General features: G+C 69.8%; 12 protein-coding genes and 1 rRNA gene. All 13 read left to right on the forward strand.

All coding sequences use genetic code 11. The features are described 5' to 3' along the window. The first annotated feature begins 44 nt into the window (after window positions 1–44). Window positions 45–161, forward strand: a 5S ribosomal RNA gene (gene rrf, locus M4D54_RS10680). A 352-nt stretch (window positions 162–513) separates the two neighbouring features. Continuing rightward, window positions 514–1,518: a polyprenyl synthetase family protein gene (locus M4D54_RS10685; RefSeq protein WP_259891355.1), complete on the forward strand. Its 1,005-nt coding sequence runs from the start codon at window positions 514–516 to the stop codon at window positions 1,516–1,518. Between the two features lie 233 nt (window positions 1,519–1,751). Further along, window positions 1,752–7,976, forward strand: coding sequence for an Ig-like domain-containing protein (locus M4D54_RS10690; RefSeq protein ID WP_259891357.1), 6,225 nt, complete (start codon window positions 1,752–1,754; stop codon window positions 7,974–7,976). Between the two features lie 84 nt (window positions 7,977–8,060). Further along, window positions 8,061–9,035, forward strand: a complete 975-nt coding sequence (locus tag M4D54_RS10695; protein ID WP_259791854.1) for a MoxR family ATPase — start codon at window positions 8,061–8,063, stop codon at window positions 9,033–9,035. Then, entirely contained in the window at window positions 9,032–10,438 is a 1,407-nt protein-coding gene (locus M4D54_RS10700; protein WP_259891359.1) for a DUF58 domain-containing protein, read from the forward strand. The genes M4D54_RS10695 and M4D54_RS10700 overlap by 4 nt, the downstream gene beginning before the upstream one ends. Then, entirely contained in the window at window positions 10,435–12,942 is a 2,508-nt protein-coding gene (locus tag M4D54_RS10705) for a transglutaminase-like domain-containing protein (RefSeq protein WP_259891361.1), read from the forward strand. The genes M4D54_RS10700 and M4D54_RS10705 overlap by 4 nt, the downstream gene beginning before the upstream one ends. Then, window positions 12,942–14,753, forward strand: coding sequence for an RDD family protein (locus tag M4D54_RS10710; RefSeq protein WP_259891363.1), 1,812 nt, complete (start codon window positions 12,942–12,944; stop codon window positions 14,751–14,753). The genes M4D54_RS10705 and M4D54_RS10710 overlap by 1 nt, the downstream gene beginning before the upstream one ends. Continuing rightward, window positions 14,750–15,625, forward strand: a complete 876-nt coding sequence (locus M4D54_RS10715; RefSeq protein ID WP_259891369.1) for a PP2C family serine/threonine-protein phosphatase — start codon at window positions 14,750–14,752, stop codon at window positions 15,623–15,625. Before M4D54_RS10710 ends, M4D54_RS10715 begins: the two co-directional genes overlap by 4 nt. Next, on the forward strand, window positions 15,622–18,426 hold the full coding sequence (locus M4D54_RS10720) for an FHA domain-containing protein (RefSeq protein WP_259891371.1): 2,805 nt from the start codon (window positions 15,622–15,624) through the stop codon (window positions 18,424–18,426). The genes M4D54_RS10715 and M4D54_RS10720 overlap by 4 nt, the downstream gene beginning before the upstream one ends. Then, window positions 18,423–20,078, forward strand: a complete 1,656-nt coding sequence (locus M4D54_RS10725; RefSeq protein ID WP_259891372.1) for a serine/threonine-protein kinase — start codon at window positions 18,423–18,425, stop codon at window positions 20,076–20,078. The genes M4D54_RS10720 and M4D54_RS10725 overlap by 4 nt, the downstream gene beginning before the upstream one ends. A 55-nt stretch (window positions 20,079–20,133) precedes the next feature. Beyond that, window positions 20,134–20,844 (forward strand): hypothetical protein, encoded by a 711-nt coding sequence (locus M4D54_RS10730; protein WP_259891373.1) that lies wholly within the window; start codon window positions 20,134–20,136, stop codon window positions 20,842–20,844. A gap of 3 nt (window positions 20,845–20,847) precedes the next feature. Next, window positions 20,848–25,311: an FtsK/SpoIIIE domain-containing protein gene (locus M4D54_RS10735; RefSeq protein WP_259891374.1), complete on the forward strand. Its 4,464-nt coding sequence runs from the start codon at window positions 20,848–20,850 to the stop codon at window positions 25,309–25,311. Between the two features lie 219 nt (window positions 25,312–25,530). Further along, the coding region (locus M4D54_RS10740) for a WXG100 family type VII secretion target (RefSeq protein ID WP_259891375.1) at window positions 25,531–25,751 on the forward strand (221 nt) is incomplete at its 3' end.

The raw sequence follows: 25,751 nt of genomic DNA on the forward strand, positions 1-25,751 counted from the left end.
TTCCCTGTGTTGGGGGTGTGGGGGCTGGTTGGGTCTCGTTGTGTTACGGCGGTCATAGCGTCGAGGAAACGCCCGGTTCCATTCCGAACCCGGAAGCTAAGCTCGATTGCGCCGATGGTACTGCACTCGGGAGGGTGTGGGAGAGTAGGTAGCCGCCGGACATCTTCATTCGGGAAGGGATGAAGGGGTTGTAGCATCACTCGTGATGGGTGTGTGCTCCTCCTTCATCCCTTCCCCTTTTTTCATGCCGGCGCGCGCTGGCGAAGCAGGTGCCCTTCCCGCGGTGCGGGGTGGTGCGGGTGCGAGACGGACGGTGCGGGCTGTCTCGGGGGTCGGGTGCGTCGGGTTCCACAGGTGCAGGGGGCAGCCAGTGCACAGCGGAGCGGTAGACTGAATTCTTGCGGTGAACGTCCGTTCGGGCTCCGGGCCCGTTACTCGGATCCACTGCGTGACAGTCGTCCCCCGTCGGCAGCGGTGCTCAGCACAAGCCGACTGCGCCCCCCCAGGAGAGCAATGCCGTCCAGCCTGTCGGCCGTGCCCGACATCGATGAGCAGCTGGCCCAGACCATGCTGGAGCGGCTCGCCGCCATCGAGGATCGCCTGCGGGAGTCGGTGAGCACGAACGATCACCTGGCACGGTGGACCGCGCGCCACCTGCTGGACGCCGGCGGCAAGCGCGTGCGCCCGATGCTCGTGCTTCTCGCGGCGTCCCTCGGGGACGCCCAGCGGGATGAGGTCATCGATGCAGCAGTCCTGGTCGAGCTCACGCACCTGGCGAGCCTGTACCACGACGATGTGATGGACTCGGCCAGCACCCGGCGGGGCACCCGCAGCGCCCATGCGATCTGGGGCAACAACGTGGCGATCCTGACCGGGGACTTCCTCTTCGCCAGAGCGAGCGGTCTGAGCTCGCGGCTTGGCACCGAAGCAGTGCAGCTGCACTCGCTGACCTTCGAACGTCTGTGCCTCGGCCAGCTTCATGAGACGGTCGGCCCTCAGGACGACGAGGATCCTTTCGAGCACTACATCTCCGTGCTGTCGGACAAGACCGCTTCGCTGCTCGCGCTGGCCGGCCAGCTCGGCGCGCTGCAGGCCGGGGCGCCCGAGGGCAGCGCTGAGGTGATGCGTCGCTACGGCGAGAAGATCGGGGTGGCGTTCCAGCTCGCCGATGATGTGCTGGACCTCGAGAGCGATCCTGGCACCAGCGGGAAGACACCGGGTACGGACCTGCGCGAAGGCGTCCCCACCATGCCCACCTTGCTCGTTCGTCGGCGCGCCGCCGCCGGCGAGCGCCGGGCCGCTGCGATCGTGGAGCGGCTCGAGGGGGACCTGAGCAATGACGCCGCACTGGAGGAGGTCGTCGCGATGCTCCGGGAAGATCCGGCGCTCGAGGAGACGCGCGCTCTTGCCCAGCGCACTGCAGACGAAGCGATCGGCGTGCTGTCAGAGCTGCCGGCCGGTGCGGTGCGGGACTCGCTGGCGGGCTTCGCCCGTTCGCTGGTCCAGCGGAGCCGGTGAACGTCTCCGCTTCAGAGGCGGCGCGGTGAACTCCTGGTGAACCGCCTACGAGAGTGGAACCGTGACCAGGACGTTCACCAGATGGTGATCTGCACCGCGTAGCTCCGGAGTGCTCCGCACAGTACCCTGGGGGCGCGTGCGCACCTCCCGGTCAGGCTCGGGGGTCCGGTCGCCGACGACGGAGGCCTCTGGCGTGCGCACCGCTGGTCATTGGTGCTTCGTAGGGGGTTCGGATGTCGGTCACTCACGGGGTGAAGCGGCGGCGCCGCCGCTCCGGTGCGATCTCCGGGGCGGTGCTGGCGATCCTGGCCCTGGTGGTCACCGGCTTCGCGATCAAGTACCCCGGGCTCACCTCCTCCGAGGTCGACGTCACCAACGGCGGCGTCTGGGTGATGAACGAGCAGAAGCGGCTGATGGGCCGACTGAACGTCGACGCCCAGGAGCTCGACGCCCGCCTCGCCATGAACGGCGAGGACCTCGATCTGCTGCAGTCCGGGTACACGGTCATCGAGACCGGCCCGCGCGGCATGACCCCGATCAACACCGCAGCCGTGAGCCGCAACGCCCTGGTCGAGCTCCCGCCCGGGTCGGAGGTGCGACTGGGGGGCGACCGCGTCGCTGTTGCAGCCCCCGATGGCCGGATGTGGATCCTGTCCCCGGAGGAGGCTGCCGCCTTCAATCCGAGCGCTGTCGACCCCACCTACGAGGGAAGCAGCAAGGCGCCGCAGATCGCCGTGTCCAGTCAGGGCACCGTCCTCCTCCTGGAGGCTGACAAGCTGCTGGTATTCCCCTATACCGAGGACACCCGCAAGGCCAAGCCGAACGATCCGATCGTGGTCGGGGGGCTCTCCACCGGTGAGGGGATGGTGGAGCTCACCGTCGTCGGCGAGCACCCCGTGATCCTGGACCGCGAGAAGCGCATGCTGCGCCTGGGCACGGAGGTGAAGGAGTACCAGCTCACCGAGTACGGGGTCTCCGATCTGACCACAGCGCGTCTGCAGCAGCCCAGCCCCGCATCGAAGGACGTCGTCCTGGCCACCCAGGACACGCTGTTCCTGATCCCCCTGAACGGCGGTGAAGCCGAGGGCCATGCTGCCCGTGGCACGGGACGTCCGGTCGCTCCCGCGCAGGCGCGAGGATGTGCCTACGGGGCATGGAACGACTCCTCCGCGTACGTGCGTGCCTGCGGGGACGACGTCATCAGCGAGACGGTTCCGGATGCGAACAGCGACGGTGACCTGGTCCTGCGGGTCAACAACGACCTGGTGGTGCTCAACGACCAGAAGTTCGGGCTGTCCTGGATGATCGCCGACGACATGCAGCTGGTCGACGAGTGGAAGATCCAGCAGGACATCCAGACCAGCGACGCCGAGGAGCGCGAGGAGGAGACCCTCACCACCACGATCACCAACGTGGCGGCGGAGCGCGACGAGAAGAACCGGCCGCCGGTGGCCAATGACGACGAGTTCGGTGTGCGGGCAGGCAAGAGCGTCGTCCTACCCGTGACGCGCAACGACACCGACCCCGACGGCGACATCCTCACGGTGTCCGTTCAGGGCGAGCAGCCCTCCATCGGAACGGTCACCCCGATCAGGGGCGGAACCCAGCTGCAGATCGAGGTGAACGAGGATGCCACCGGGACGGCGAGCTTCACCTACGCCGCGGATGACGGTCGGGGCAAGAGCGATACCGCGACCGTCACGCTCGATGTCACCGGCCCCGCGGACAACGGGGCACCTGCCCCCACAGCCGAGAACATCACCAAGGTGCAGGTGCGCTCCGGACAGGAGGTCTCCTTCAACATCCTCCCCTACTGGGAGGACCCCGACGGCGACGCCTTCTACCTCGCCAATGCCACCGTGCAGCCTGAGGACGTCGTCACCTTCCGCCCCGATGGCCTCATAACCTTCACCGACGCCGGGCTGACCACGGGTGAGAAGAAGGTCCAGCTCACCTTCCGCGACGAGCGCGGCATGCAGGGAGAGGGCACCCTCGAGATCGAGGCGGTCTCCGAGAACGATCTGGCACCGATCACCACCGCGGACCACGTCCGGATCGTGGCTGGACGCACCGCGACGATCAAACCACTGGTCAATGACCTCAACCCCAACGGCGGTCAGCTCGAGCTGACCAACGTCTCCGAGAACGATGCCCTCGAGGTGGACCCCGCCCTGGAGGCCGGTACCGTCAACGTCTCCGGCACCGAGCCCGGAACCTACTACCTCGACTACACGGTGGCCGCCAGCAGCTCCAGCTCGGCCTCACTGGGACTGATCCGCGTGGACGTGGTCGAGGCGAGCTCCGAGCAGCTGATCCCCGTGGCCGTGGACGACATGGGAACGGTCACCACCGGTACCGAGACCCTGATCGACCCGCTGGAGAACGACGTGGACCCCACCGGCGGGGTCCTGGTGGTCAACTCCGTCTCCGTCCCTGAGGGCAGCGGGTTGAAGGCCACAGTGATCGCCCACGGGCTGGTCCGGGTGGAAGCCGAACCGGGAGCCGTGGCCGGCGCGGAACCAGTGCCCCTGACCTACCAGGTCGGCAATGCTGCAGGGACCGCCGAAGGAACGATCCGGGTGATGGTCGCGCAGACCGACACCCAGTTCGCCAACCCGATCGCAGTGCCCGACCGGGCCACGGTGCGCGCCGGCGACATGGTGCTCGTCGACGTGGTCGGCAATGACATCTCCCCCACAGGATCGAAGCTCACCCTGGGCCAGATCCTCGACGGGTCTCGTGCCGAGGACAAGGGGCGCGTGGAGACCCTCCAGAACCAGATCCGCTTCATCGCGAACGATGACGCCAGCGGGGAAGCCGTCATCAAGTACGAGGTGGTCGACGAGACCGGGCGCGACGGGTCGGCGAACCTCACGGTGCGGATCGTGCCCGCCGACGCCTCCAACGCTCCACCCAGGCCTGAGAACCTCACTGCGCGGACCGTGGCCGGCACATCTGTTCGGATCCCCGTGCCCACCACCGGCATCGACCCCGACGGCGACTCCGCGATGCTGATGGGCATCACCAGCCCGGCCCCCCAGCTGGGTGAGGTGGTTTCGGCCACCGGTGAATGGATCGAGTACGTACCCCACGAGGGATCCGTGGGCACCGAGCGGTTCCGGTACCAGGTGATGGACCGGCAGGGCGCGCTGGGCACCGCCGAGGTGCTGGTGGGCATCGCGGAGCCCAACGACACCAACCAGCCGCCCTACGCCGTCGACGACGTCGTCGAGGTGCGCCCCGGCCGCGAGGTCCAGGTGCAGGTACTGGACAACGACACCGACCCCGAGGGCACTCCGCTGAGCGTGGTCGCCGCCGACACCGAGGCACTCACCGACATCCACGTGCACAGCGGGGAGGATGCGGCCGAGAACCTGGTCACGGTGACCACGCCGCCAGAGAACGGCACGCACCAGGTGCTGTACAGCGCCTCGGACGGTCAGCTGAAGAGCTCGGCCACGGCCACCATCAAGGTGGACGAGAACGCCCCGTACCGCTCCCCGATCGCACGGGACGACTTCGTCGAGGCGCAGGACGTGCTGGATCCGCAGGCCGAGCACATCGACGTCGATGTCCTGGCCAACGACTCCGACCCCGACGGCAGCGTCACCGACCTGACCGTCACCCTCGACGGCGCGCCGGAGGGAGTGGAGCTGCGGGAGGACGGCATCGTCCGCATCGCGCCCCAGGACGAGCAGCAGCGGTACCGGTACCAGATCGAGGACGTCGACGGCCGCACCGCCGCCGGCTACATCTGGGTGCCAGGCCGGGCGAAGCAGGCACCGGTCTGGGTGGGCGAGACCGTGCAGGTGCAGGCAGGTGCGGAGACCACGATCGATCTGTCCGATCCGAACAACATCCGCGTCCGCCCCGGTGCCGAGGCGGCCACCGTGACCGATCCTTCCTTGGTCACGGCTGCGCACACCGACGGCACCCAGCTGGTGCAGGACGAATCCACGCTGCTGTACCGTGCCGCTGAGGGCTTCTCCGGCAACGACACCATCTCCGTCGAGGTCACCGATGGCGAGGTGGGGGACCCGATGGCTGCCACTGCCACCCTCGCCATCCCCGTGGAGATCACCGCCGAGGACGAGAACCTGCCGCCCACGCTGCAGGGCGCTCTGCTGGAGGTGGAGCAGGGGGGCACCCAGGCCTCCGTCGATCTCGCCGCGAGTGCCGCTGACCCGGAGGGGGACGACCTCACCTTCGCGCTGGGGGAGGTCTCCGAGCCCGAGGGGGTGACTATCGGCCTGGACGGATCCTCCGTCACGGCCCAGGCGACGTCACGGGCCGCCAAGGGCCAGATCGTCAGTGTTCCCGTCACCGTCACTGACGGCACGAACGATCCCGTCAACGCCACGGTGCAGGTGACGGTCACCGGCTCCAACCGCCCTCGCCTGGCTGCGGTGCTGGACACCACGGTGATCGATGCAGGCACCACGCAGTCCATCGACGTGCTGGCCAACGACTCGAACCCCTTCCCCGGGGGCAGCCGCACCGTCATGCCCCCCGTGGTCACCAGCGGCAAGGGGAGCATCGATGTAGAGGGGGACCAGGTCGCCATCACCCCGGACGAGGACTTCCACGGGATCCTCACCGCGACCTACACGGTGCGCGATGACACCGAGGACCCGGAACGTGATGCCACCGGGGAGATCCGGGTGACCGTGCGCGGCAAACCGGAGGCACCGTCGGCCCCGCGCGTCGCGGAGGTCGGAGACGGCATCGTCGATCTGAACTTCACGGCGGGTGTGGACAACGGCGCTCGGATCACGGGCTACCGCGTCACCTCCGCCTCAGGCCCCCCGGTCAGCCAGGAGTGCTCCTCCACCTCGTGCACGATCACGGGCCTCACGAACGATGTGGAGTACACCTTCCAGGTGATCGCCATCAACGAGGTGGGGGAGTCGGAGCCGTCGGCCCCCTCGGCCACCGCGCGCCCGGACGTGCGCCCGGAGACCCCGGGGGCGCCGTCCGCGCAGCGCGGGGACAGCCGTCTCACCGTCGCCTGGAATGCTCCGGTCAACCGTGGCTCGGCCATCCAGAGCTACGACCTGCAGATGCAGGACACCGCCACCGGCGAGCTGGTGGAGAAGGAGATGGGAGGAGGCACCACCCAGCACGTGTGGGAGGGACTGACCAACGGCACCGACTACCGGTTCCGGGTGCGGGCCCGCAACCTCGCCCCCGAGCCCTCGGAATGGTCCGCGTGGTCGGTGGCCGAGCACCCGGCAGGGCCCCCGGCCAAGCCCAGCGGCGCCATGACCGCAGAACGGGTCAACGACCCCAAGGGCGGTGGAGTGAAGGTCACCTGGCCGGCGATGACCAGGGCCGAGGCCAACGGCGAGCCCATCTCCGGCTACATCGTCCGCTCGTCGTCCGGGCAGTCCGCCACGGTGGGCGGCGACGCCCGTACGCACACGTTCTACGACCTCGACCAGGACTCCGCCCACACGTTCACCTATACGGGCGTGAACTCGGTGGGGGAGGGCGTGGCTCCGTCCGCCCCCTCCAACGAGGTGACGCCCTGGGCGATGCCTGCGCCGCCCACCTCCGTCTCGGCGTCGATGCCGAGTGAGGGCACAGGTGATGGTCCCAACGGACGGGCCACCGTCACATGGTCGGGCGCCTCGGGCAACGGCACCACGATCAAGGACTACGTGGTCCGTTGGGAGGGAGGATCCACGGTGGTGAACGCTCCCGCGGAGTCCGCGGCCATCACCGGGCTGGACAACGGGAAGTCGTACACCTTCACCGTTCAGGCCAGGAACCGTTTCAAGGGCGGCGAGAGCGCACTGTCGAAGGCATCCAACTCGGTGACCCCGTACACCAAACCGGCCGGCCCAGCGATCAGTGCCAGCAATGGGAAGTGCTCGGACGGGACCACATGCCCCGTGTCCTTCTCCATCACCGCGAACGGCGGCAACGGCGGTGGCGGGGGCAAGACCCTCCAGTACCGCGTGGACGGCGGCAGCTGGAAGAACGCCTCCGGGACCTCGTACACCCACAAGGCGAATCTGAAGTCCGGCGGATCGATGAAGGTCGAGGCGCGGGTGACCAACGCCAAGGGCCTGGTCAGTGATGTTCGCTCCGCCACCCAGAAGGCGCGGACCTACACCCCGCCGGTGCCGACCGTCGCTGGTGGCGGCCCTGACTGGGGAGGGAAGGTGCCGCCGGGCGCTGCCGGTTGCAGTTCGAACAACTGCTACTACTTCACGATCACGTTCGAGAACCTGGAACCCGGTGCGACGTACGAGGTCGTCTACAAGAATGTGGATACAGACGGTGTATTCAAGGAATGGGCCAGCTTCTCGTTGACCGCAGATTCGCGGGGGCGGGTGACCACGCCGCAACGCTTCTACGGCCACTGGCAGAGCACCGGGAATCCCAATGTGGTGTACATCGGCAGTAAGTCGATCGAGCAGAGGGAAGTCGGACGTTACTACAGCCCGGACTGATCATCGCGCTGCGAAACCTACTATTGCCACGCCGTTGACCGTATACGGCGTGCCCTGCTTCCACTTCCAGGAGAGACCCCGACCATGAGCATGACCCCCGAACAGGCGCGCTGGTTCGCCGACACCTTCGACAAGCTGGTCCAGAGCGTCGGTCAGGCCGTGCTCGGCAAGAACAACGTGGTGCGCCTGGTGCTCACCGCGATGATGTCGCCGGGCCACGTGCTTCTGGAGGACGCCCCCGGCACGGGGAAGACCTCGCTGGCACGTTCGATCGCGGCGACCGTGCAGGGCACCAGCACCCGCATCCAGTTCACCCCGGACCTGCTGCCCTCGGACGTCACCGGTGTGACGATCTACGACCAGAACACCAAGGCCTTCGAGTTCCACAAGGGACCCGTGTTCGCCAACGTGGTGCTGGCCGATGAGATCAACCGCGCCTCGCCGAAGACCCAGTCCGCCATGCTCGAGGTGATGGAGGAGGGTCGCGTCACCGTCGACGGCGTCACCCACGAGGTGGGCAATCCGTTCATGGTGATCGCCACCCAGAACCCCATCGAGCAGGCCGGCACGTACCGCCTGCCCGAGGCGCAGCTGGACCGCTTCTTGATGAAGACCTCCCTGGGCTACCCCGATCACGCCTCCAGCGTGCAGATCCTGCAGGGCTCCGCCGTGCGCGACCGCAGCCGCCAGCTCGCCCCGCGCATCTCCCTGCAGGCCGTCAACGACATGACCCAGCTCGCCTCCACCGTGCACGTGGACCCGGCCGTGCTGGAGTACGTCTCGCGCCTGATGGAGGAGACCCGCCTCGCGCCCGAGGTGCGCGTTGGCGTCTCGATCCGCGGAGCGCTCGCCCTGATGCGCGCTGTGAAGGTGTGGGCAGCGGTCCACGGCCGCCACTACGTCATCCCCGATGACGTCAAGGAGCTGGTGGACGTGGTGTGGCTGCACCGCTTCGTGCTGGACCCGGAGGCAGAGTTCTCCGGGACCACGGCGAAGTCCGTGATGCACAAGATCCTCAGCGAGGTGGCGCCGCCCCAGGCTCGACAGCGGACGGCATGAACGTCGATACCCCCCTTCCCAGCAACACGGCCGACGCCAAGGCCGCTCGCCGGGCCGCCAAGGCTGCACGCAAGCGCGAGCGCACTGCGGCCCGCGCCGCTGCTCGGCGTGCCAAGCGGCGCGGTGGCGTCTCGGAGTCACAGGCCCCTGCGGGCAGCTCCGACGCGACCTCCGGTCCGGGCACTGCCGCAGGCGAGGAGCCCCTCGGGCTGCGAGAGCGCCTCGGGGGGTTCTGGATGCGCCGGATCCACCCGGTTCTGGACGTGATCTCACCGATCGGCTGGGCGGTGCTCGGGGTCGCGGTGGCGTGCTGGATCCTGGGGCTCCTGCTCCGCATCACCGAGCTGAACGTGATCGCGCTGGCGCTCACCGTGCCCCTGGTGCTGGCAGCACTGTTCGTGCTGGGACGCACGTCCTACAAAGTGACCCTGGACCTGCAGTCCCACCGCGTGGTCGTGGGTACGCGGGCCGTGGGCCGGGTCGAGGTCGCCAATCCCACGCAGCGCGTCATCCTGCCGTCCCGGATCGAGCTGGCCGTCGGTCAGGCCACGGCGCAGTTCATGGTGCCGCGCCTGGCGGCGGAGCAGTCGCACGAGGAGCTGTTCGCGGTGCCCACCAAGCGTCGGGCCGTGCTGGTGGTGGGTCCCGTGCGCTCGGTGCGGGACGACCCCCTGTCGCTGATGCGCCGACAGGTCACCTGGGCCCGATCGCAGGAGCTGTACGTGCACCCCCGCACCGTGCGCCTGGACGGGGCCGCCAGCGGATTCCTGCGCGACCTGGAAGGCACGCCGTCCTCGGACCTGTCCAGCTCCGACATCGCCTTCCACGCGCTGCGGGACTACACACCGGGGGACGACCGCCGCCACGTGCACTGGCGCACCACCGCGCGCACCGGCAAGCTGATGGTCCGCCAGTTCGAGGAGACCCGCCGTTCCCACGTGGTGGTGGCGCTGGACAACCTCGCCGACCACTACGCGAGCGAGGACGAGTTCGAGCTGGCCGTCTCCGCCGCCGCCTCGATCTCCGCCCAGACGATGCGCGAGGAGAAGGAGCTGACCCCGTTCAGCTTCGACGCCCTCCAGCGCACCGCCACCTTCCGCGTACTGATGGACGACTACACCGTGCTCGAGCAGCTCCGCGACCGCCACTCCCTGCACGAGCTCGGACAGCAGGCGACCGACCTGGCTCCCAACGCGTCGGCCGTGATGATGGTGGTGGGCTCCCACACCACGGCGCGAGAGCTCAACTCCGCGGCCAACCAGCTGCCCATCGGGGTGCTCGCCGTGGCGATCCGCTGCGTGGACGACGCCGAGGTGCGGCGCAGCTCCATCGGAGGCCTGGACGTGGTGACCCTCGGTGACCTCGATGCGCTGCCCAAGGCACTACGGGCGGTGGGCCGATGAACGCGCGCGCCACGTACTTCGCCTCGGTCAGCAATGGGCGGCGAGCCGTTGACGTGCTGGTGCTGGGCTCGCTGTTCGTGATCGCACTGCTGGGCTTCCAGACCGTCTACGGCGGGATCCAGTACGTGCTCACCGGGCTGATGGCCCTGGTGCTGGCCACACTGGTGGCGCTGATCGCGGCCCGCTTCCGGTGGGGCCCCCTGCGTACCGCACCGCTCATGCTGCTGGTGTACTTCCTGTTCGGCAGCATGTTCGCGGCTCCCACCCATGCGCTGTGGGGCATCGCCCCCACCCTGGGCTCGCTGAAGGAGCTGCTGTTCGCACCGGTCACGAGCTGGAAGGCAGCGCTGACCATCGCACCACCGGTGGGCACCGCCCAAGGGGTGCTGGTCGTGGTGTGGATCAGCATGCTGCTGCTGGCGCTGTTCTCGATGACCATCGTGATGCGCACCCGGCTCTACGTGGTCGCGTGGCTGTTCCCCCTGGCCCTGCTGCTGGTGAGCGTGGTCTTCGGCACCACCGAGGCCACCTGGCCGGTGGTGCGCGGCGTGCTGTTCGCCGTGATCTCGGTGGCCTGGCTGACCTGGCGGTTCGAGAGCGGACGGCTCGACAGTGCCCGGTCCACGATCATCTCCGACACGGTGCGGCCGGGATCCTGGAAGAACCCCGTGCTGCGTCGCCGGGTGATCGGTGGGGCCGTGATCATGGCGATCGCCGCCGGCGCTGCCGTGGGTGCCCAGTCCCTGCTGGACCCGCCCTCGGGGACCATCCGGCATGCCGTCCGTGACTACGTCACCCCGCCCTTCGATCCCCGGCAGTACGTGTCGCCCCTGACCGAGTTCCGCGGATACCTCAAGAACCAGCGCGATGCCGAGCTGTTCACCATCACCGGTGTCACCGAGGGCGAGAAGGTGCGCCTGGCCACCATGGACCAGTACGACCTGCACGTGTACAACGTGGCGGGGGGCCGTGACAAGGACGCGCCCGAGGGTGCATTCCTGCGGACGGCAGGGGGAGTGGACCTGCACGAGGCCAGCGGCTCCCAGCGCACCTCCACCGTGACCATCGGGGCGTACAGCGGCGTGTGGATGCCCACGCTGGGGGAGCGCACCAACCGCATCGACCTGGGGGATCTGCCGCCCGAGCGCAGCGGTGCCCTCGCCGAGAACCTGTACCTCAACGAGAAGTCCCAGACCGCGGTGAACTCCAGCGGGCTCCGAGCGGGTGACAGCTACGAGGTCGGCTACGAGCCCTACGCCGACCTCACTGTCGAGCAGCAACGCACCGCCAAGTTCGCTGACATCGACATGCCGCCCAACGCCCGTCTCGGCCCCGAGTTCGCGCAGCTGGCCGACGAATGGGTGGGAGGCGCCGACACGGACTACGACCGCTTCCAGAATCTCTCCCGCCACATCAAGCAGGACGCCTTCTACTCCAACGGCATCGATGAGGACGACACGGCGTCCCTGTCCGGACACGGATACAGCCGCCTGTGGTCGATGCTGCAGGACGTCGGATTCGACAAGGAGAAGTCCGACGCCGCCCCGACCGGACGCATCGGCGATGAGGAGCAGTTCGCTGTGCTCACCGCGGTGATGGCCCGGGAGGTCGGCATCCCCGCCCGGGTGGTGATGGGCTTCGAGGTCCCCGAAGGCGCCGAGGGCACGGTGGCGATCACCGGGGATGACGTCACCGCGTGGGTCGAGGTCGCGTTCGAGGGCCTCGGATGGGTGCGGTTCGATCCGGCACCCGATGACGATCAGGACCCGACCCAGCCGAAGCCCAAGGAGGTGGAGAAGCCCATGCCGCAGGTGGCCCAGCCTCCACCCCCGCCGGCAGAACCGCCCTCCCCGCCGCCCGGCGCGACGAGCGAGGACAAGCCCCAGGACGAGGACCAGCCCGAGGAGACCCGCAGCTGGGTGGTGTACGCCGCCTTCGCGGCCGTCCCGGTGCTGCTGCTGATCCTGGCGCTCACGGGCATCGTCGTCGCGAAGGTGGTGCGGCGCAGACGGCGCCGGACCAGGGGAGCGCTGCCGGAGCGCATCGATGGCGGCTGGCAGGAGATCCTGGACCTGTTGACCGACATGGGGCGCCGACCCGACCCGATCCGCACCCGCTCCGAGACCGCGGCGATGCTGGAGGGTGAAGTACCGGGAGCAGGAGCGGCCCTGCTCGCCAGTCGCGCTGATCGAGCAGTGTTCGGGCCCGACGATCTTCCTCCGGCAGTGGTGGAGGAGTACTGGGAGCAGGTGGCCGCCGCGCGGCATACCATGACCGCCTCCGTACCGTGGCACAAGCGGATGCGCGCACTGTTCTCCTTGCGTTCGTTCCGCCGTCGCAGTGCGGAGCGGCGAGCTCACAGGCGCCGTGAGCGCACGGCGGCTCGGAAGCGATCGCAGGCCGAGCGCCGTGCACACGCGATGCGTCGTCGTCGTGCACCCGTCTCGGGGGTGGGCGGCACGGGCTCGTCCCGAGGCAGCAGCAAGAAGAAGGACAGATCGTGATGAGCCAGACGCGGTACTGCAGCACGTGCGGGACTCTGCTGTCCCAGGGGGCTGCCATCTGCGGGGAATGCGGGGCCCGCTACCAGGAGTCCCCGTACGAGCGCCGCGCCACCGATGCGCCGGGGGCATGGGCCCAGGCCCCCCGTTCGCGCTCTCGCGATCTCGGCGAGGAACCGGAGATCGCCTCTCAGGACGACAGCATCCAGCTCATCTCGCGGGAATCGCTCCAGCCGAAGGCCCCGAGCGCGACAGCTCTGCGGCCGCCGGAACAGTACGATCAGCTGATGGTCACTCAGCAGCCTTCGAACGCCCCTGCGACGGGGTCAGCCTCCGGAGCGCCTGCCCCGGGCGGTTCCCATGCCGCGGGGGGTGCCTCCGGTGCGCCCGACGGCGCTGTGCCGGCGATGGAACCGCCGCTGGACGGCTGTATCCCCGCCAGCGCGCTCAAGCGCTTCCTCGCCGCGCTGCTGGACGGCGTGATCGCGGCGCTGATGATGATCCCGTTGACGATCGGCCTGATCCTGGTGCTCACCCAGGAGACCGCGAGCCTGCTCGCATCGATCCTGGTGGGAGTGGGCGCTGCCCTGCCTGCGGCGTACACCGTGCTGATGATCTGGCTGCACGGAGCCAAGGGCTTCACCCTCGGCAAGCTGATCATGGGGCTGCGCACCACCCGCCTCTCGCAGGCCGGCCCCATCGGCCTGCTGCGCTCCCTGGGCCGCTGGTTCCTGTACGGCGTCGCCTCGCTGATCATGGCGCTGTCGATCTTCCTGGATCCGAAGAAGCTGCTGCGCGGCTTCCACGACCGCGCTGTCGATTCGGTCGTGGTGGACATCAAGACTGGTCGCAACCCGATGAAGCCGCGCCCCGACGATTTCGAGCGACAGGACGCCGAGCACTACCTCGGTGCGCCGTCGGTGGCGGTCACCACGCACGAGAACCTCCTGGCGACCCCCGGCGCGGCCTGGGCCGGGCAGGGTGATGCCAGTGCCGCTTCCGTGTCGCCCCAGGACCCCCGACAGACCGGCGGGTGGGGTTCCGGCATCGGAGAGGCCAGCCCTTACGCCCCTCCGCCGCAGGACGCGCAGCAGACTGCGGGGGACTCCTGGGAACGTACGGAGGTCCCCGCTCTGGCGTCCCCGGCACCGCAGCCACAGCAGCCTCAGGAGCAGCAGTGGGGAGCGCTGTCGCAGCCGCAGCAGGCACCCGCCCAGCAGTGGGGCGCCCCGTCGCGGCAGCAGCAGGCACCCGAGCAGCTGTGGGGCGGCACGGCCGCACAGGAGCCCGCCGCCCAGCAGTGGCGGGCACCGGCGGCGGCACCCCCCGGTGCCTCGCAGGGCACTCCGTTGCAGCACGTCCCGGCCGAGCACACCACCGACGCCTGGGACGGCGGCGACGTCGACGAGGAGACTCGTGCGGTGTTCGGGGCGGATCAGGACCTCGGCGACCTCGAGCAGACGCGCGTCTCGGTCGCGGCTCCGAGGCTCCCCACCGTCACGCTGCGCGCGGATGACGGCACCGAGAGGGTGGTGACGGGTCCGGTCGTGATCGGCCGCAATCCTGCTGCTGGTCAGGGTGAGGTGCAGTTCGTGCTCAAGGACGAGACACGCTCGATGTCCAAGACCCACCTGCGGCTGGACGGGACCGGAAGCGACATCACCGTCACCGACCTGGGTTCGACGAACGGCTCGGCCATCGTCAGGGCCGACGGATCCCGTGAGAGCCTGGTGCCGAACACCCCGACCGTCTTGCCCGAGGGGGCCGCCCTGGCCCTCGGCGATCGCTCCCTGACCGTGGAGAGGGACACGTGATCGACCGCTCCCTCTCCGACCCGGATATCCCCGGAACCATTCGCGCGGTCTCTGCGGCGGCCACCCATGTCGGCCATGTGCGGGCGACCAATGAGGACAGTCTGCTGAACGCGCCTCCCGTCTACCTCGTCGCCGACGGCATGGGCGGGCACAACGCCGGTGAGGTCGCCAGTGCAATCGCGGTCGAGGAGTTCGAGAAGCTCACGATTCAGGAGAACGTCACCGTCGAGCAGCTCGGCCAGGCCCTGCGGGCGGCTGCGGAGCGGATCGCGGAGCTGGGAGGCGAGGCGCAGCTCGGCGCCGGCACCACGGTCGCGGTCGTGGCGACCATGGTGCTGGACGGGGTGGGCTACTGGGTGGTGCTCAACCTCGGCGACTCGCGGGTGTACCGCTTGTCAGGCGAGATCTTCGAGCAGGTCAGCGTCGATCACTCGGTGGTCCAGGAGCTCATGGACCGCGGGGAGCTCAGTCGCGAGGAGGCGAAGGTCCATCCGTACCGGCACATGGTCACCCGCGCACTGGGTGCCGGGCCGGAGTCCGATCCGGACTACTGGCTGATCCCGGCCGAGACGAACGACCGCATGCTGGTGTGCTCCGACGGACTCACGGGCGAGGTCGACGATGCCACCATCGAGAGGGTGCTGCGGGGACCGCAGGACGTGCGAACGATCTGCGAGAGCTTGGTCCACCTGGCGTTGGACGCCGGCGGTCGAGACAACGTCTCGGTGGTGGTGGTCGAGGCGGTCGAGGTGGTCGGCCTGGGCATCGCTGCAGAGACCACCGGTGGTCGGGAGCCGCAGGGCGAGGGTTTCGAGGTGGATGAGGACACCCTGCCGCGCGGGCTCGGTTCCGGGGGAGGCGCCGGGGCATGAGCGAGGGGGCGCCGCTGCTCGGGCGGGGAATGTGGATCCAGCCGGGACCGGCCACGCTGGTCGTGCGGGAGTCGGGCTGGGCTCTGATGGTCCCCGGGCTGAAGAAGGAGGTCGTCGAGGCCGCCTGGACCGCCCTGGGGGACGAGCCCACCGCTGATGGCTTCCTGGACGACCTGGTCCAGGCCGCTGGGCTCGAGAGCCTCGACAAGCTTCCCGCGATCCTGTACGCCCTGGTGGACGGCACGACCGCGCACGTGGGCGTGAAGGGCAAGACCCCTTTGGCGGTCTACACGGCGGAGGGGGCCCGGCAGATCGCAGGCACGGAGGACGAGCCGCTCGCGCGAGAGACGATCGAAGGGGTGCGCCGCATCGCCTTCGGCGATCTGCCGCCGGAGGAGCCCACCGGCGGGCTGCGCCTGGAGGCCGGCATCTCCCGCGTCCGCGGGTTCGTGCAGGCCACGATCGACCCGTCCGAGCTGGACGACGAGGCACGCGCTGCGCTCGCCGAGCAGGTGGAGAAGGACGGGCGCTCGATCGAGGATCCGGAGGCGAAGAAGCGGAAGGCCGAGCAGCCCAAGCCGCCGCCGACGGCGCCTGCGGCACCGAGCACCCCGGTGCGCAAGCCCATGCTGGCCACCCGGCCTCCCGGAGCCATGCCACCCTCGCGATCGTCCAGTGCTCCAGCCCAGGCGGCAGCGCCGGCTGGTCCCAGCGTGTTCGACGACCTGTTCGGTGACAAGAAGGACGACAAGCACGGCGACGCAGCTCTGGCACCGGCGGCCTCCAACGCCCCCGCTCCAGCACCGGAACCCGCTCCGTCTCCCGACCCCGCTTCGTCTCCCGACCCCGCCCCAAGTTCCGACCCCGTCACATGTCCGGAGCCCGCCCCAGCTTCCGAACCCACCCCAGCTCCCGGGCCCGAGGCCAAGCCGGCCGTGGCCCCCGCGCCCTCGGCCGAACCTGCTCCGGGACCCGCGCCTGCCGCATCTGCCCCGGGAAAGCGGCGACTCGTGAGCACCTCGCTCTTCGATCGGAAGCGACGCGCGCCGACGCCGGACCCGACCCCGGCTGCGCCGACTCCCGCGCCGGCCCCTGAGCCTGGGTCGACGCCACAGGCGGAACCGACCGCTGCACCGGGGAGTGCGTCCCCGCCGGAACCGGCCACCCCCGCCGACGCAGCTCCGGCGTCATCCACCGGCCCGGACGTGCGGCGGCCTGCATCCCCAGCACCGCAGGAGCCACCGACCTCATCGATCCCGACCCCACCGGAACCGGATGACGACGAATCCCCGGTGACACTCATCGCCCCGATCGAGGACGAGCACGCGACCGGTGACGCCGAGGACTACGCGAACACGGGGACGAACAAGGAGACGGACGAGAGGGGCAGCACCAGCGCGGACGCACCCGCCGGCACCACCTCCGGCGGCATGGCCTCCTCACTCGGGTTCGGCAACGACCTCGACGCCACCGGCGCCTACGACGACCTCTTCGGCAAGACCGTGTTCCGCCGGATCGAGGATGCCGCAGTACGACGCACCGACGAGGACGAGGACTCCGAGGAGGCGGGCTCGAGCTCCGAGACGGCGCCGACCGAGCCCGACCAGGACGATGATGCGGCGCCCGCGGACGACGACACCCCCGAGACCCTGGCTCAGCCCGCCCGGCCGACGGCAGAAGAGGCATCCTCCGCCATCGGGGGCGACTTCATCGACTGGGTGCCCGGCGTGGGGAGGGCTGCTCCCGAGATCGCACAGACCGCCGCCCGTCGTGCCTCGCAGCCGCCCCCGGTCCAGCCCGCATACCCACAGGTCCACATGGCGGAGAGGCCCCCCGCCCCGGTCGTCGGTCCGCCCCGGGCAGTGGCACCCTCGTACGGCTCCGCACCCGTGCCCCAGGAGGGGATCGGCTTCCTCCAGCACCCGGGCACCCCTGCCATGCAGGCCCGTCCTGAACAGCAGAGCGATCCCGGGCACGGGGGACCCCACTTCCCCGGTGCCGCAGCGCCGGGCAGCGCGGCCATGTCGGCACCGCAGCCGTCTGCCGCCCCTTCTGCGCCCGCCCCTCAGGGCGGCATCCCTCAGCGGGGCGCCCCGCAGCCTGCGGGGCCGGCGGCGGCAGGGCCTGGACCGGCTCGACCTCACGCCGGAACCGGGCGGCAGGGCCACCCCTCGGCGCCGGGGCACACTGCCCGGGCGGCCAGTGCTCCGCACCCGGTGGCCCCCTCCGGGCCCCCTCCGATGCCTGCACCCTCTCCCGCACCTGCGGCTGGCGCCGATCCCCGTCCGGCAGCGCCCGCGCACGCCGGATCCGCGGCCCCGGGTGGACGGCAGGCCGCCCGAGCCGTCGTGATCCCGGGCCTGCTCTGCCCCCACGGGCACCCCAACTGCCCCGAGCGAACCCTGTGCCGCACCTGCGGAGGACCGCTCGAGCAGAAGACCCGTCCGGTCCACCGACCGCCCCTGGGGACGGTCGACATCTCCACCGGTGGCGGATTCGTGCTCGACCGCTCCGCCGTCATCGGCCGTCGCCCCCGGGCCTCACGGGTCAGTGCCGACGACGTCCCCCAGCTGGTGACGGTCCCCAGCCCGCAGCAGGACATCTCCCGATCGCACCTGGAGCTGCGCCTCGAGGGATGGCGAGTCATCGCACTGGACATGGGCACCACCAACGGCACCACTCTCGAGCGACCGGGGATGGAGCCGGTGCGCCTGCGCGCAGGGGAGGGCGTGGTCCTCGGCGAGGGCGACCGACTCGACCTGGGAGATGGGGTCCGACTGACGATGAGGGGGATGGCATGAGCTCCCGTGCACCATCGCAGCCGCCCCAGCTGCCCGGCTACGAGTTCGAGAAGCTGCTGGGATCCGGCGGATTCGCCGACGTCTTCCTGTACCGGCAGTTCCGCCCCCAACGACGGGTCGCCATCAAGGTGCTCCTGTCCAGCGTGCTCGACGACACCGTGCGTCGCCAGTTCGACGCCGAGGCCAACGTGATGGCCACGATGTCGACCCACCCCTCCATCGTCACCATCCACACCGCCGACGCCTCCAGCGACCATCGGCCCTTCATCGTGATGGAGTACTGCCCCCGCCCCAACTACGGGGTCCGGTTCCGCAAGGAGCGGATCACGGTGGCGGAGGCGCTGCGCGTGGGCGTGCAGATCGCCGGTGCTGTGGAGACCGCTCACAGGGCCGGGATCCTGCATCGGGACATCAAGCCGGCCAACATCCTGGTCACCGAGTACAACCGGCCCGCCCTCACCGATTTCGGCATCTCGATCGTCGCCGGGCAGAGCAGCGACCTGGAGGATTCCCAGGGGATGTCGATCCCATGGTCGCCCCCGGAGTTCTTCGCGGATCCCCCGCGCGCCGATGTTCGCAGCGATGTGTTCTCCCTGGCCGCGACCGTGTACTCACTGCTGGCCGGGCACACCCCGTTCGAGCGGGCCGGTCAGCGCAACACGGCCTCCGACCTCATCCACCGGATCACGAGCGAGCCGCTGCGGCCTCTGAACAGGCCGGACGTCCCTGCCGAGCTGAACCGAGTGCTGTCCATCGCGATGGCGAAGGATCCGGCGGGCCGCTATGACACCGCCTTGGCGTTCGGGCGCAGCCTGCAGCAGGTGGAGATGGCGCTCTCGCTGCCGGTCACGCAGATGGACGTGCTGGATGACCGGGGCGCCCCGGCGGTTCCCGCCGCCGATGACGACGAGCTGGACAGCCACACCCGGATCCGGAAGGTCGCCACGGTCGACCCCGAGACGGGGGGAGCAGCCTCGGGTGGGCCTCGCCGCCTCGACCCGTATGCGGGGGTCGCCCCGGCACTGGGTTCGCCCGCGCCGGAGGGATACGGATCACCGGCCTCCGCTGCCGCGGGGCCGGAGGAGTCCACGATGCTGCGGCCCGCCGGGACTGCGCTGTCCACGATGTCCGGCGCCTCACCGGCACCTGCTGGGCCCGCTGCCGTGGCGGCCCCGGAGCTCGCAGACGTGCGCAGGACCCCGGCCTGGCCGTTCGTGACACTGGCGGCCGTGCTGGTGATCCTGCTGGGCGTGGGTGCCACGCTCGCGGTGCGCCACTACTTCGTGGACAAGCCCGGCCCCATCGAGACCTCCGAGATCAACGTGCCCGAGCCCCCCGCCGAGCCACCGCCGCCGCCGGTGGACCCGCAGATCGTGGTGGTGGTCGCCGGTGAGCTCGGAGGGGAGACGGGGCGTGCACGGGTGGAGTGGGGGTTGCCCGAGGGCATCGAGGAGGACCAGCACTTCCTGGTGGAGTGGGTGGACCTTCCCGAGAACTACGAGGATTTCCAGGTCCCGCACGAGGTGCACGGCCGCTCCTCCGTCACGCTGGAGATCCCGCCCGGACAGTCCGAGCTGTGCGTGCAGGTGCGCACGGTGGATCCTTCCGGGCCCTCCAGCGAACCGCAGCAGGCATGCATCGATGGCGGATGACCGGGACCGTGCGGGGACGATGGCAGGCAGGACGAAGGACGAGGGAGGACGGACGGTGACGTCGACGATATCTGTGGAGTTCTGCGGGGAGTGGTTCCGCGTCGCGGAGGGGGAGGAGCTGACGATCGGCCGGGACGCCGATCTCAACGTCGACGACGACAACCCCTACCTGCATCGCCGTTTCCTGTCCATCGTGCAGGTGGAGACGATGTGGTGGCTGGTCAACATCGGATCGCGCCTGTCCGCCACCATCACCGACGGCACCGGGACCATGCAGGCATGGTTGGCCCCGGGCGCGCGGATCCCGCTCGTGTTCGACGTGACCAAGGTGGTGTTCACCGCGGGGCCCACCACGTACGATCTCGAGATCCACGCCGACTCCCCGCAGTTCGAGCGCAGCCCCAGCCTGGATAACCCGGTGGGGGAGACCACCGTGGGCTCCGTGCAGCTCACCGCCAGCCAGAAGCTGCTGATCCTCGCCCTCGCCGAGCCGATGCTCACCCGGGAGGGCAGCGGGATGAGCGCGGTGCCCACCTCGGCTCAGGCCGCCGAGCGGCTGGGCTGGCCGCTGACGAAGTTCAACCGCAAGCTCGACAACGTGTGCGACAAGCTGGACCGCATGGGGGTGCGGGGCCTGCGCGGCGGCCCCGGCAAGCTCGCGAGCAACCGTCGAGCCCGCCTGGTGGAGCACTCGGTGTTCTCACGACTGGTGAGCTCCGAGGACCTGCCTCTGCTGGACCAGGCCCACGACGTCGACGAGGACTGATAGATGCGCATCAAGCTCACGCTGCGCAGGCCCGAGGACCGCCTGACGGACCTGGAGGTGACCGCGGACGCGACGGCCTCGGTCGCGGACGTCGCCAATGCGCTGTACCTCGCCGATCCGCTTCGCTCGGAGCTGGAGCCCCCGGAGGGGCTCACGCTGCAGGTGCAGGACCCGGGAGCCGGGCCCGGTGCGGGGGGTGTGCGCTCGCTGGACCGCGAGATCGACCTGATCCAGGCCGGGCTCCGCTCCGGCAGCGTGGTCTCCATCGCGCGCTCCTCCACCGAGTACGCCACCCGATCGGAGTCCCGCGGTGCGGCGGTGGCCCTGATGCGGGTGCTCTCGGGCCCGGAGGCAGGACGCGAGTTCCCCCTGCCCTCCGGTTCCAGCGTGGTGGGCCGTGAGGGAGACCTCGACATCCGCATCGCCGATCCGATGCTCTCCAAGCGGCACGCTCGCATCAACGTCGGGGACTCGATCGAGATCGTGGACATGCACTCGTCCAACGGCGTGGTCATCGGCGGTGAGCAGGTCCAGCGTGCTGTGATCGGCCCGGCCGACACCGTGCTGATCGGCCAGACCACCTTCTCCGTGATCGCCCTGCACCGCCTGGGCGGCACTGCCCCCAGCTCGCCGGTGGTGGAGTTCAACCGGTCCCCGCGCGTGGTGCCGCGCTTCCCCTACCGGCCGTTGAAGGCACCCACACCGCCCAAGGAGCCGGCCCCGCAGTTCTTCCCCATCTTCATGCTGTTCGCGCCCATCCTCATGGGCGGGTTCATGTTCTCCCTGACCCGCAGCCCGTTCTCGCTCATGTTCGTGTTCATGATGCCGATGATGGCCACGGCCGGGTACCTCAACCGCAAGTTCCAGCAGAAGAAGGTGCTCGAGCGGCAGATCCAGAACTTCGAGGAGGGGCTGGCCTCCCTCAAGCGCCGGGTCACCGCCGCACAGGACCTCGAACGCGCGGTGCGCCTGGTGGAGACCCCGTCGGCCGCCGACACGGTGGACGCCGCCTTCCGACTGGGCCGCCTGCTGTGGACCCACCGTCCCGAGCACAATGCCTTCGCCACGGTGAGGCTGGGCCTGGGGATCGCCGAGTCCCGGGTGGGCATCGAGATGCCCGGGGAGAACGACGCCATCCCCAAGTACTACGACATGCTCGACGACATGAACGAGGAGTACAAGCTGATCGCCGGCGTGCCGGTGGTCGCCGAGCTCCGCTACGCCGGCAACATCGGCGTCGCCGGTGGAGGTGAGGAGGCCGATGGTGTGGCCAGGGGCATCGTCACCCAGCTGTTCTCCCTGCACTCACCGGCCGAGATGGCGATAGCTGCGATCACCTCGCGCTCCAGCCGGGACACGTGGCAGTGGCTGAAGTGGCTGCCGCACACCTCCAGTCCCCACTCGCCCCTGCCGGGTGATCATCTCGCCGACACCCCGGGTCGGGGCACCGCCCTGATGTCCCGGATCGAGGAGCTGATCGAGCAGCGCAGCGGCGGCGAGGCGGCTCAGCTGCGCACCCCGATGACGCCGGACATCACCTCCGAGCCCGAGATCCCGCCCGAGCCGATCACCCCCAACCTGGTGGTGATCATCGAGGACGACGCCCCTGTGGACCGCGCGCGGCTGGTGCGCATCGCGGAGCGCGGGCCCGACGTCGGCGTGCACGTGATTTGGTCGGCCTCCAACGTCGCCGCCCTGCCGGCTGCCTGCCGCACCTACGTCTCGGTCGAGGAGTCCGTGGAAGGTGCCAGCGCCGGGCACGTGCGGCTGGGGGAGCGGTACTACCCGGTCACCGTCGAGACCGTCTCGGTGGAGGTCGCCGCCGGCGTCGCCCGGCATCTGTCCCCCGTGGTGGATGCGGGCGTGCCCGTCGATGACGACTCCGACCTGCCGCGAGCCATCTCCTACCTCAAGCTCGGCGGCATGGCGCTGGCCGAGGACCCGGGGCACATCATCGAGCGGTGGAAGGAGAACAACTCCTTGACCCCGCGCGACGGATCGCCGCCCCAGCGCCGCAAGCATGACGCCAACCTGCGCGGGCTGATCGGCCACAACGGCCAGGACGCCTTCCACCTGGACCTGCGCACCCAGGGCCCCCACGCCCTGGTGGGCGGAACCACGGGTGCAGGCAAGTCGGAGTTCCTGCAGGCATGGGTGATGGGCATGGCCACTGCGCACAGCCCCGACCGCGTCACGTTCCTGTTCGTGGACTACAAGGGCGGTGCCGCGTTCGCCGATGCCATCACGCTGCCGCACGCGGTGGGGCTGGTGACGGACCTGTCCCCGCACCTGGTGCGTCGTGCCCTGACCTCCCTGCGCGCCGAGCTGCACCACCGCGAGCACCTGCTGAACCGCAAGAAGGCCAAGGACCTGGTGTCCCTGGAGCGCACGGGGGACCCCGAGGCGCCTCCCAGCCTGATCATCATCGTCGACGAGTTCGCGGCTCTGGCCAAGGAGATCCCCGAGTTCGTGGACGGCGTGGTGGACGTGGCCGCCCGTGGTCGATCGCTGGGCCTGCACCTGATCCTGGCCACGCAGCGACCCGCCGGTGTCATCAAGGACAACCTGCGCGCCAACACCAACCTGCGGATCGCCCTGCGCATGGCCGACGAGGCCGATTCGAAGGACATCCTGGGCGATGCGATGGCCGCGCACTTCGACCCCGGGATCCCGGGCCGTGCTGCCGCCAAGACCGGGCCAGGGCGCATCGCCACCTTCCAGACGGGGTACGCCGGCGGGTGGACCACCCACGAGCCCGAGCGCGCCCGCATCGACATCGTGGAGATGGACTTCGGCACCGGTGAGCAGTGGGACATCCCCGCTCCACCCGCGAAGGAGGTCAAGGACCCCGGTCCCAATGACATCAGCCGCATGGTCCGGACCATCACCGCGGCCGCGGAGCAGGCGGGCGTGCCGACGCCGCGCAAGCCGTGGCTGTCCGAGCTCGCCGAGGCGTACGACCTGGCCCGTCTGCCCAGTCGGCGCACCGACGAGGACCTCCTGATGGGCGTGATGGACGTCCCGGAGAACCAGGCGCAGCCCACCGTGTCGTACTACCCGGACCGTGACGGCAACATGGCGATCTATGGCACCGGCGGCTCGGGCAAGTCCACGACGCTGCGCACCATCGCGATCTCGGCCGCCTCCACCGTGCGCGGTGGCCCGGTCCACGTGTACGGGCTCGACTTCGGCGCCTCCGGCCTGACGATGCTGGAGGAGCTGCCGCACGTGGGCGCCATCGTCTCCGGGGACGACGAGGAGCGGGTGATCCGGCTGCTGCGCACCCTGCGCGAACTCATCGACGAGCGCGCCCGCGCCTTCTCGGCGATCCGCGCCGGCTCCGTGTCCGAGTACCGGGAGCTGGCGAACGCACCGGAGACCCCGCGCATCCTGCTGCTGGTCGACGGCATGGCCGCGTTCCGCGAGGCCTACGACTTCTCCAACCTGACGAGGTGGTTCACCACCTTCGTCCAGATCGCCACCGATGGCCGCCAGGTGGGCGTGCACGTGATCGTCACCGGTGATCGCCCCAACGCGATCCCCACCTCCCTGGGCTCGTCCATCCAGAGGCGGCTGATCCACCGCATGGCATCGGTGGACGACTACATGGCCTTCGGCGCACCCAAGGACGTGCTCGACGGCAACTCCCCGCCCGGACGCGCGATCCTGGACAGTCACGAGATGCAGGTCGCAGTCCATGGCGGCGACTCCAACGTGGCCATCCAGTCGCGCGAGGTCAGCAAGCTCGCCCAGGCCATGAGGCGCGCCGGGGTCCCGGAGGCACCAGTGGTGCAGAGACTCCCCGAGCGCGTGGAGCTCTCGGAGCTGCGCCCCGTGGTCGACGGCCAGCCGGTGCTGGGCCTGGGGGACGAGACGCTCGCGGAAGTCACCTACGAGCCCCGTGGAGCCTTCATGGTCACCGGACCGATGGGATCGGGACGCACCACCGCGATGCTCACCATCGCGACCGGCCTCAAGGCGCTGCCCGCGCCCATGCGCCTGGTGCGCTTCTCCGCTCGCCGCACCCCGCTCACCGGCCTGCCGATCTGGGATGTGGAGGGGTCGGATCCGGAGACCGTCAAGGACCTGGCTGCCCAGCTGCGCCAGACCGTCGAGTCCGGCTCGGTCGCCGAGGGCAGGCTGGCCCTGTTCATCGACGGGGTCGCCGACTTCACCGGTACGGGGGTGGAGAACGACCTGGACAAGCTGATCCGTGCCTGCACCCGCGAGGGGCAGTTCGTGGTCGGTGAGAACGAGTCCGCCTCCTGGTCCCAGGCCTACGTGCTGGCCCAGCCCTTCAAGGCGGGGCGGCGGGGTCTCCTGCTGCAGCCCGGGGAGATGGACGGCGACACTCTGCTGGGCACCGGTCTGGGCCGGGTGCGCCGGGCGGACTTCCCCACCGGCCGCGGGTTCCTGGTGTTCAGCGGCAGGGCGGTCAAGCTGCAGGTCGCCCAGATCACGACCTGAGGCGGCGCGGGGGACCGCACGGGGTTCCTCCCCAAGTCGTCCCCATGGGGACTCCTCCCCATGGCCGCGTGTCGCGGCCCGCTCTACAGTGGGACCGTCGAACAGTCGGCAGCAGGCGGTGCACGGGATTCGGGCGCGGCCGCGAGGCACCAGTAACTGAGGAAGGGGAACCCGACGGTGAACGCCTTGAAGGGTATGAATGTCGAAGAGGTCCGGGGCATGGCGCGCCAGCTGCGCGAGGCCGCGGAGGAGATCACCCGCATCGAGCAGGAGCTCACCAGCGGCCTCGAGGAAGTGGACTGGACGGGTCCTGATGCCGACCGTTTCCGCGGGCAGTGGTCCGGGGAGATGATCCCGGCCCTCCAGCAGATCATGAACTCGGTGAACGAGCTCGGCGAGACCGCCGATCGCAACGCTGCCGAGCAGGAGGCCACCTCCGG

Origin of the sequence: Brachybacterium sp. p3-SID1565 (assembly GCF_025143785.1) — a bacterium.
In the GTDB taxonomy this organism is placed as follows: Bacteria; Actinomycetota; Actinomycetes; order Actinomycetales; family Dermabacteraceae; genus Brachybacterium; species Brachybacterium epidermidis.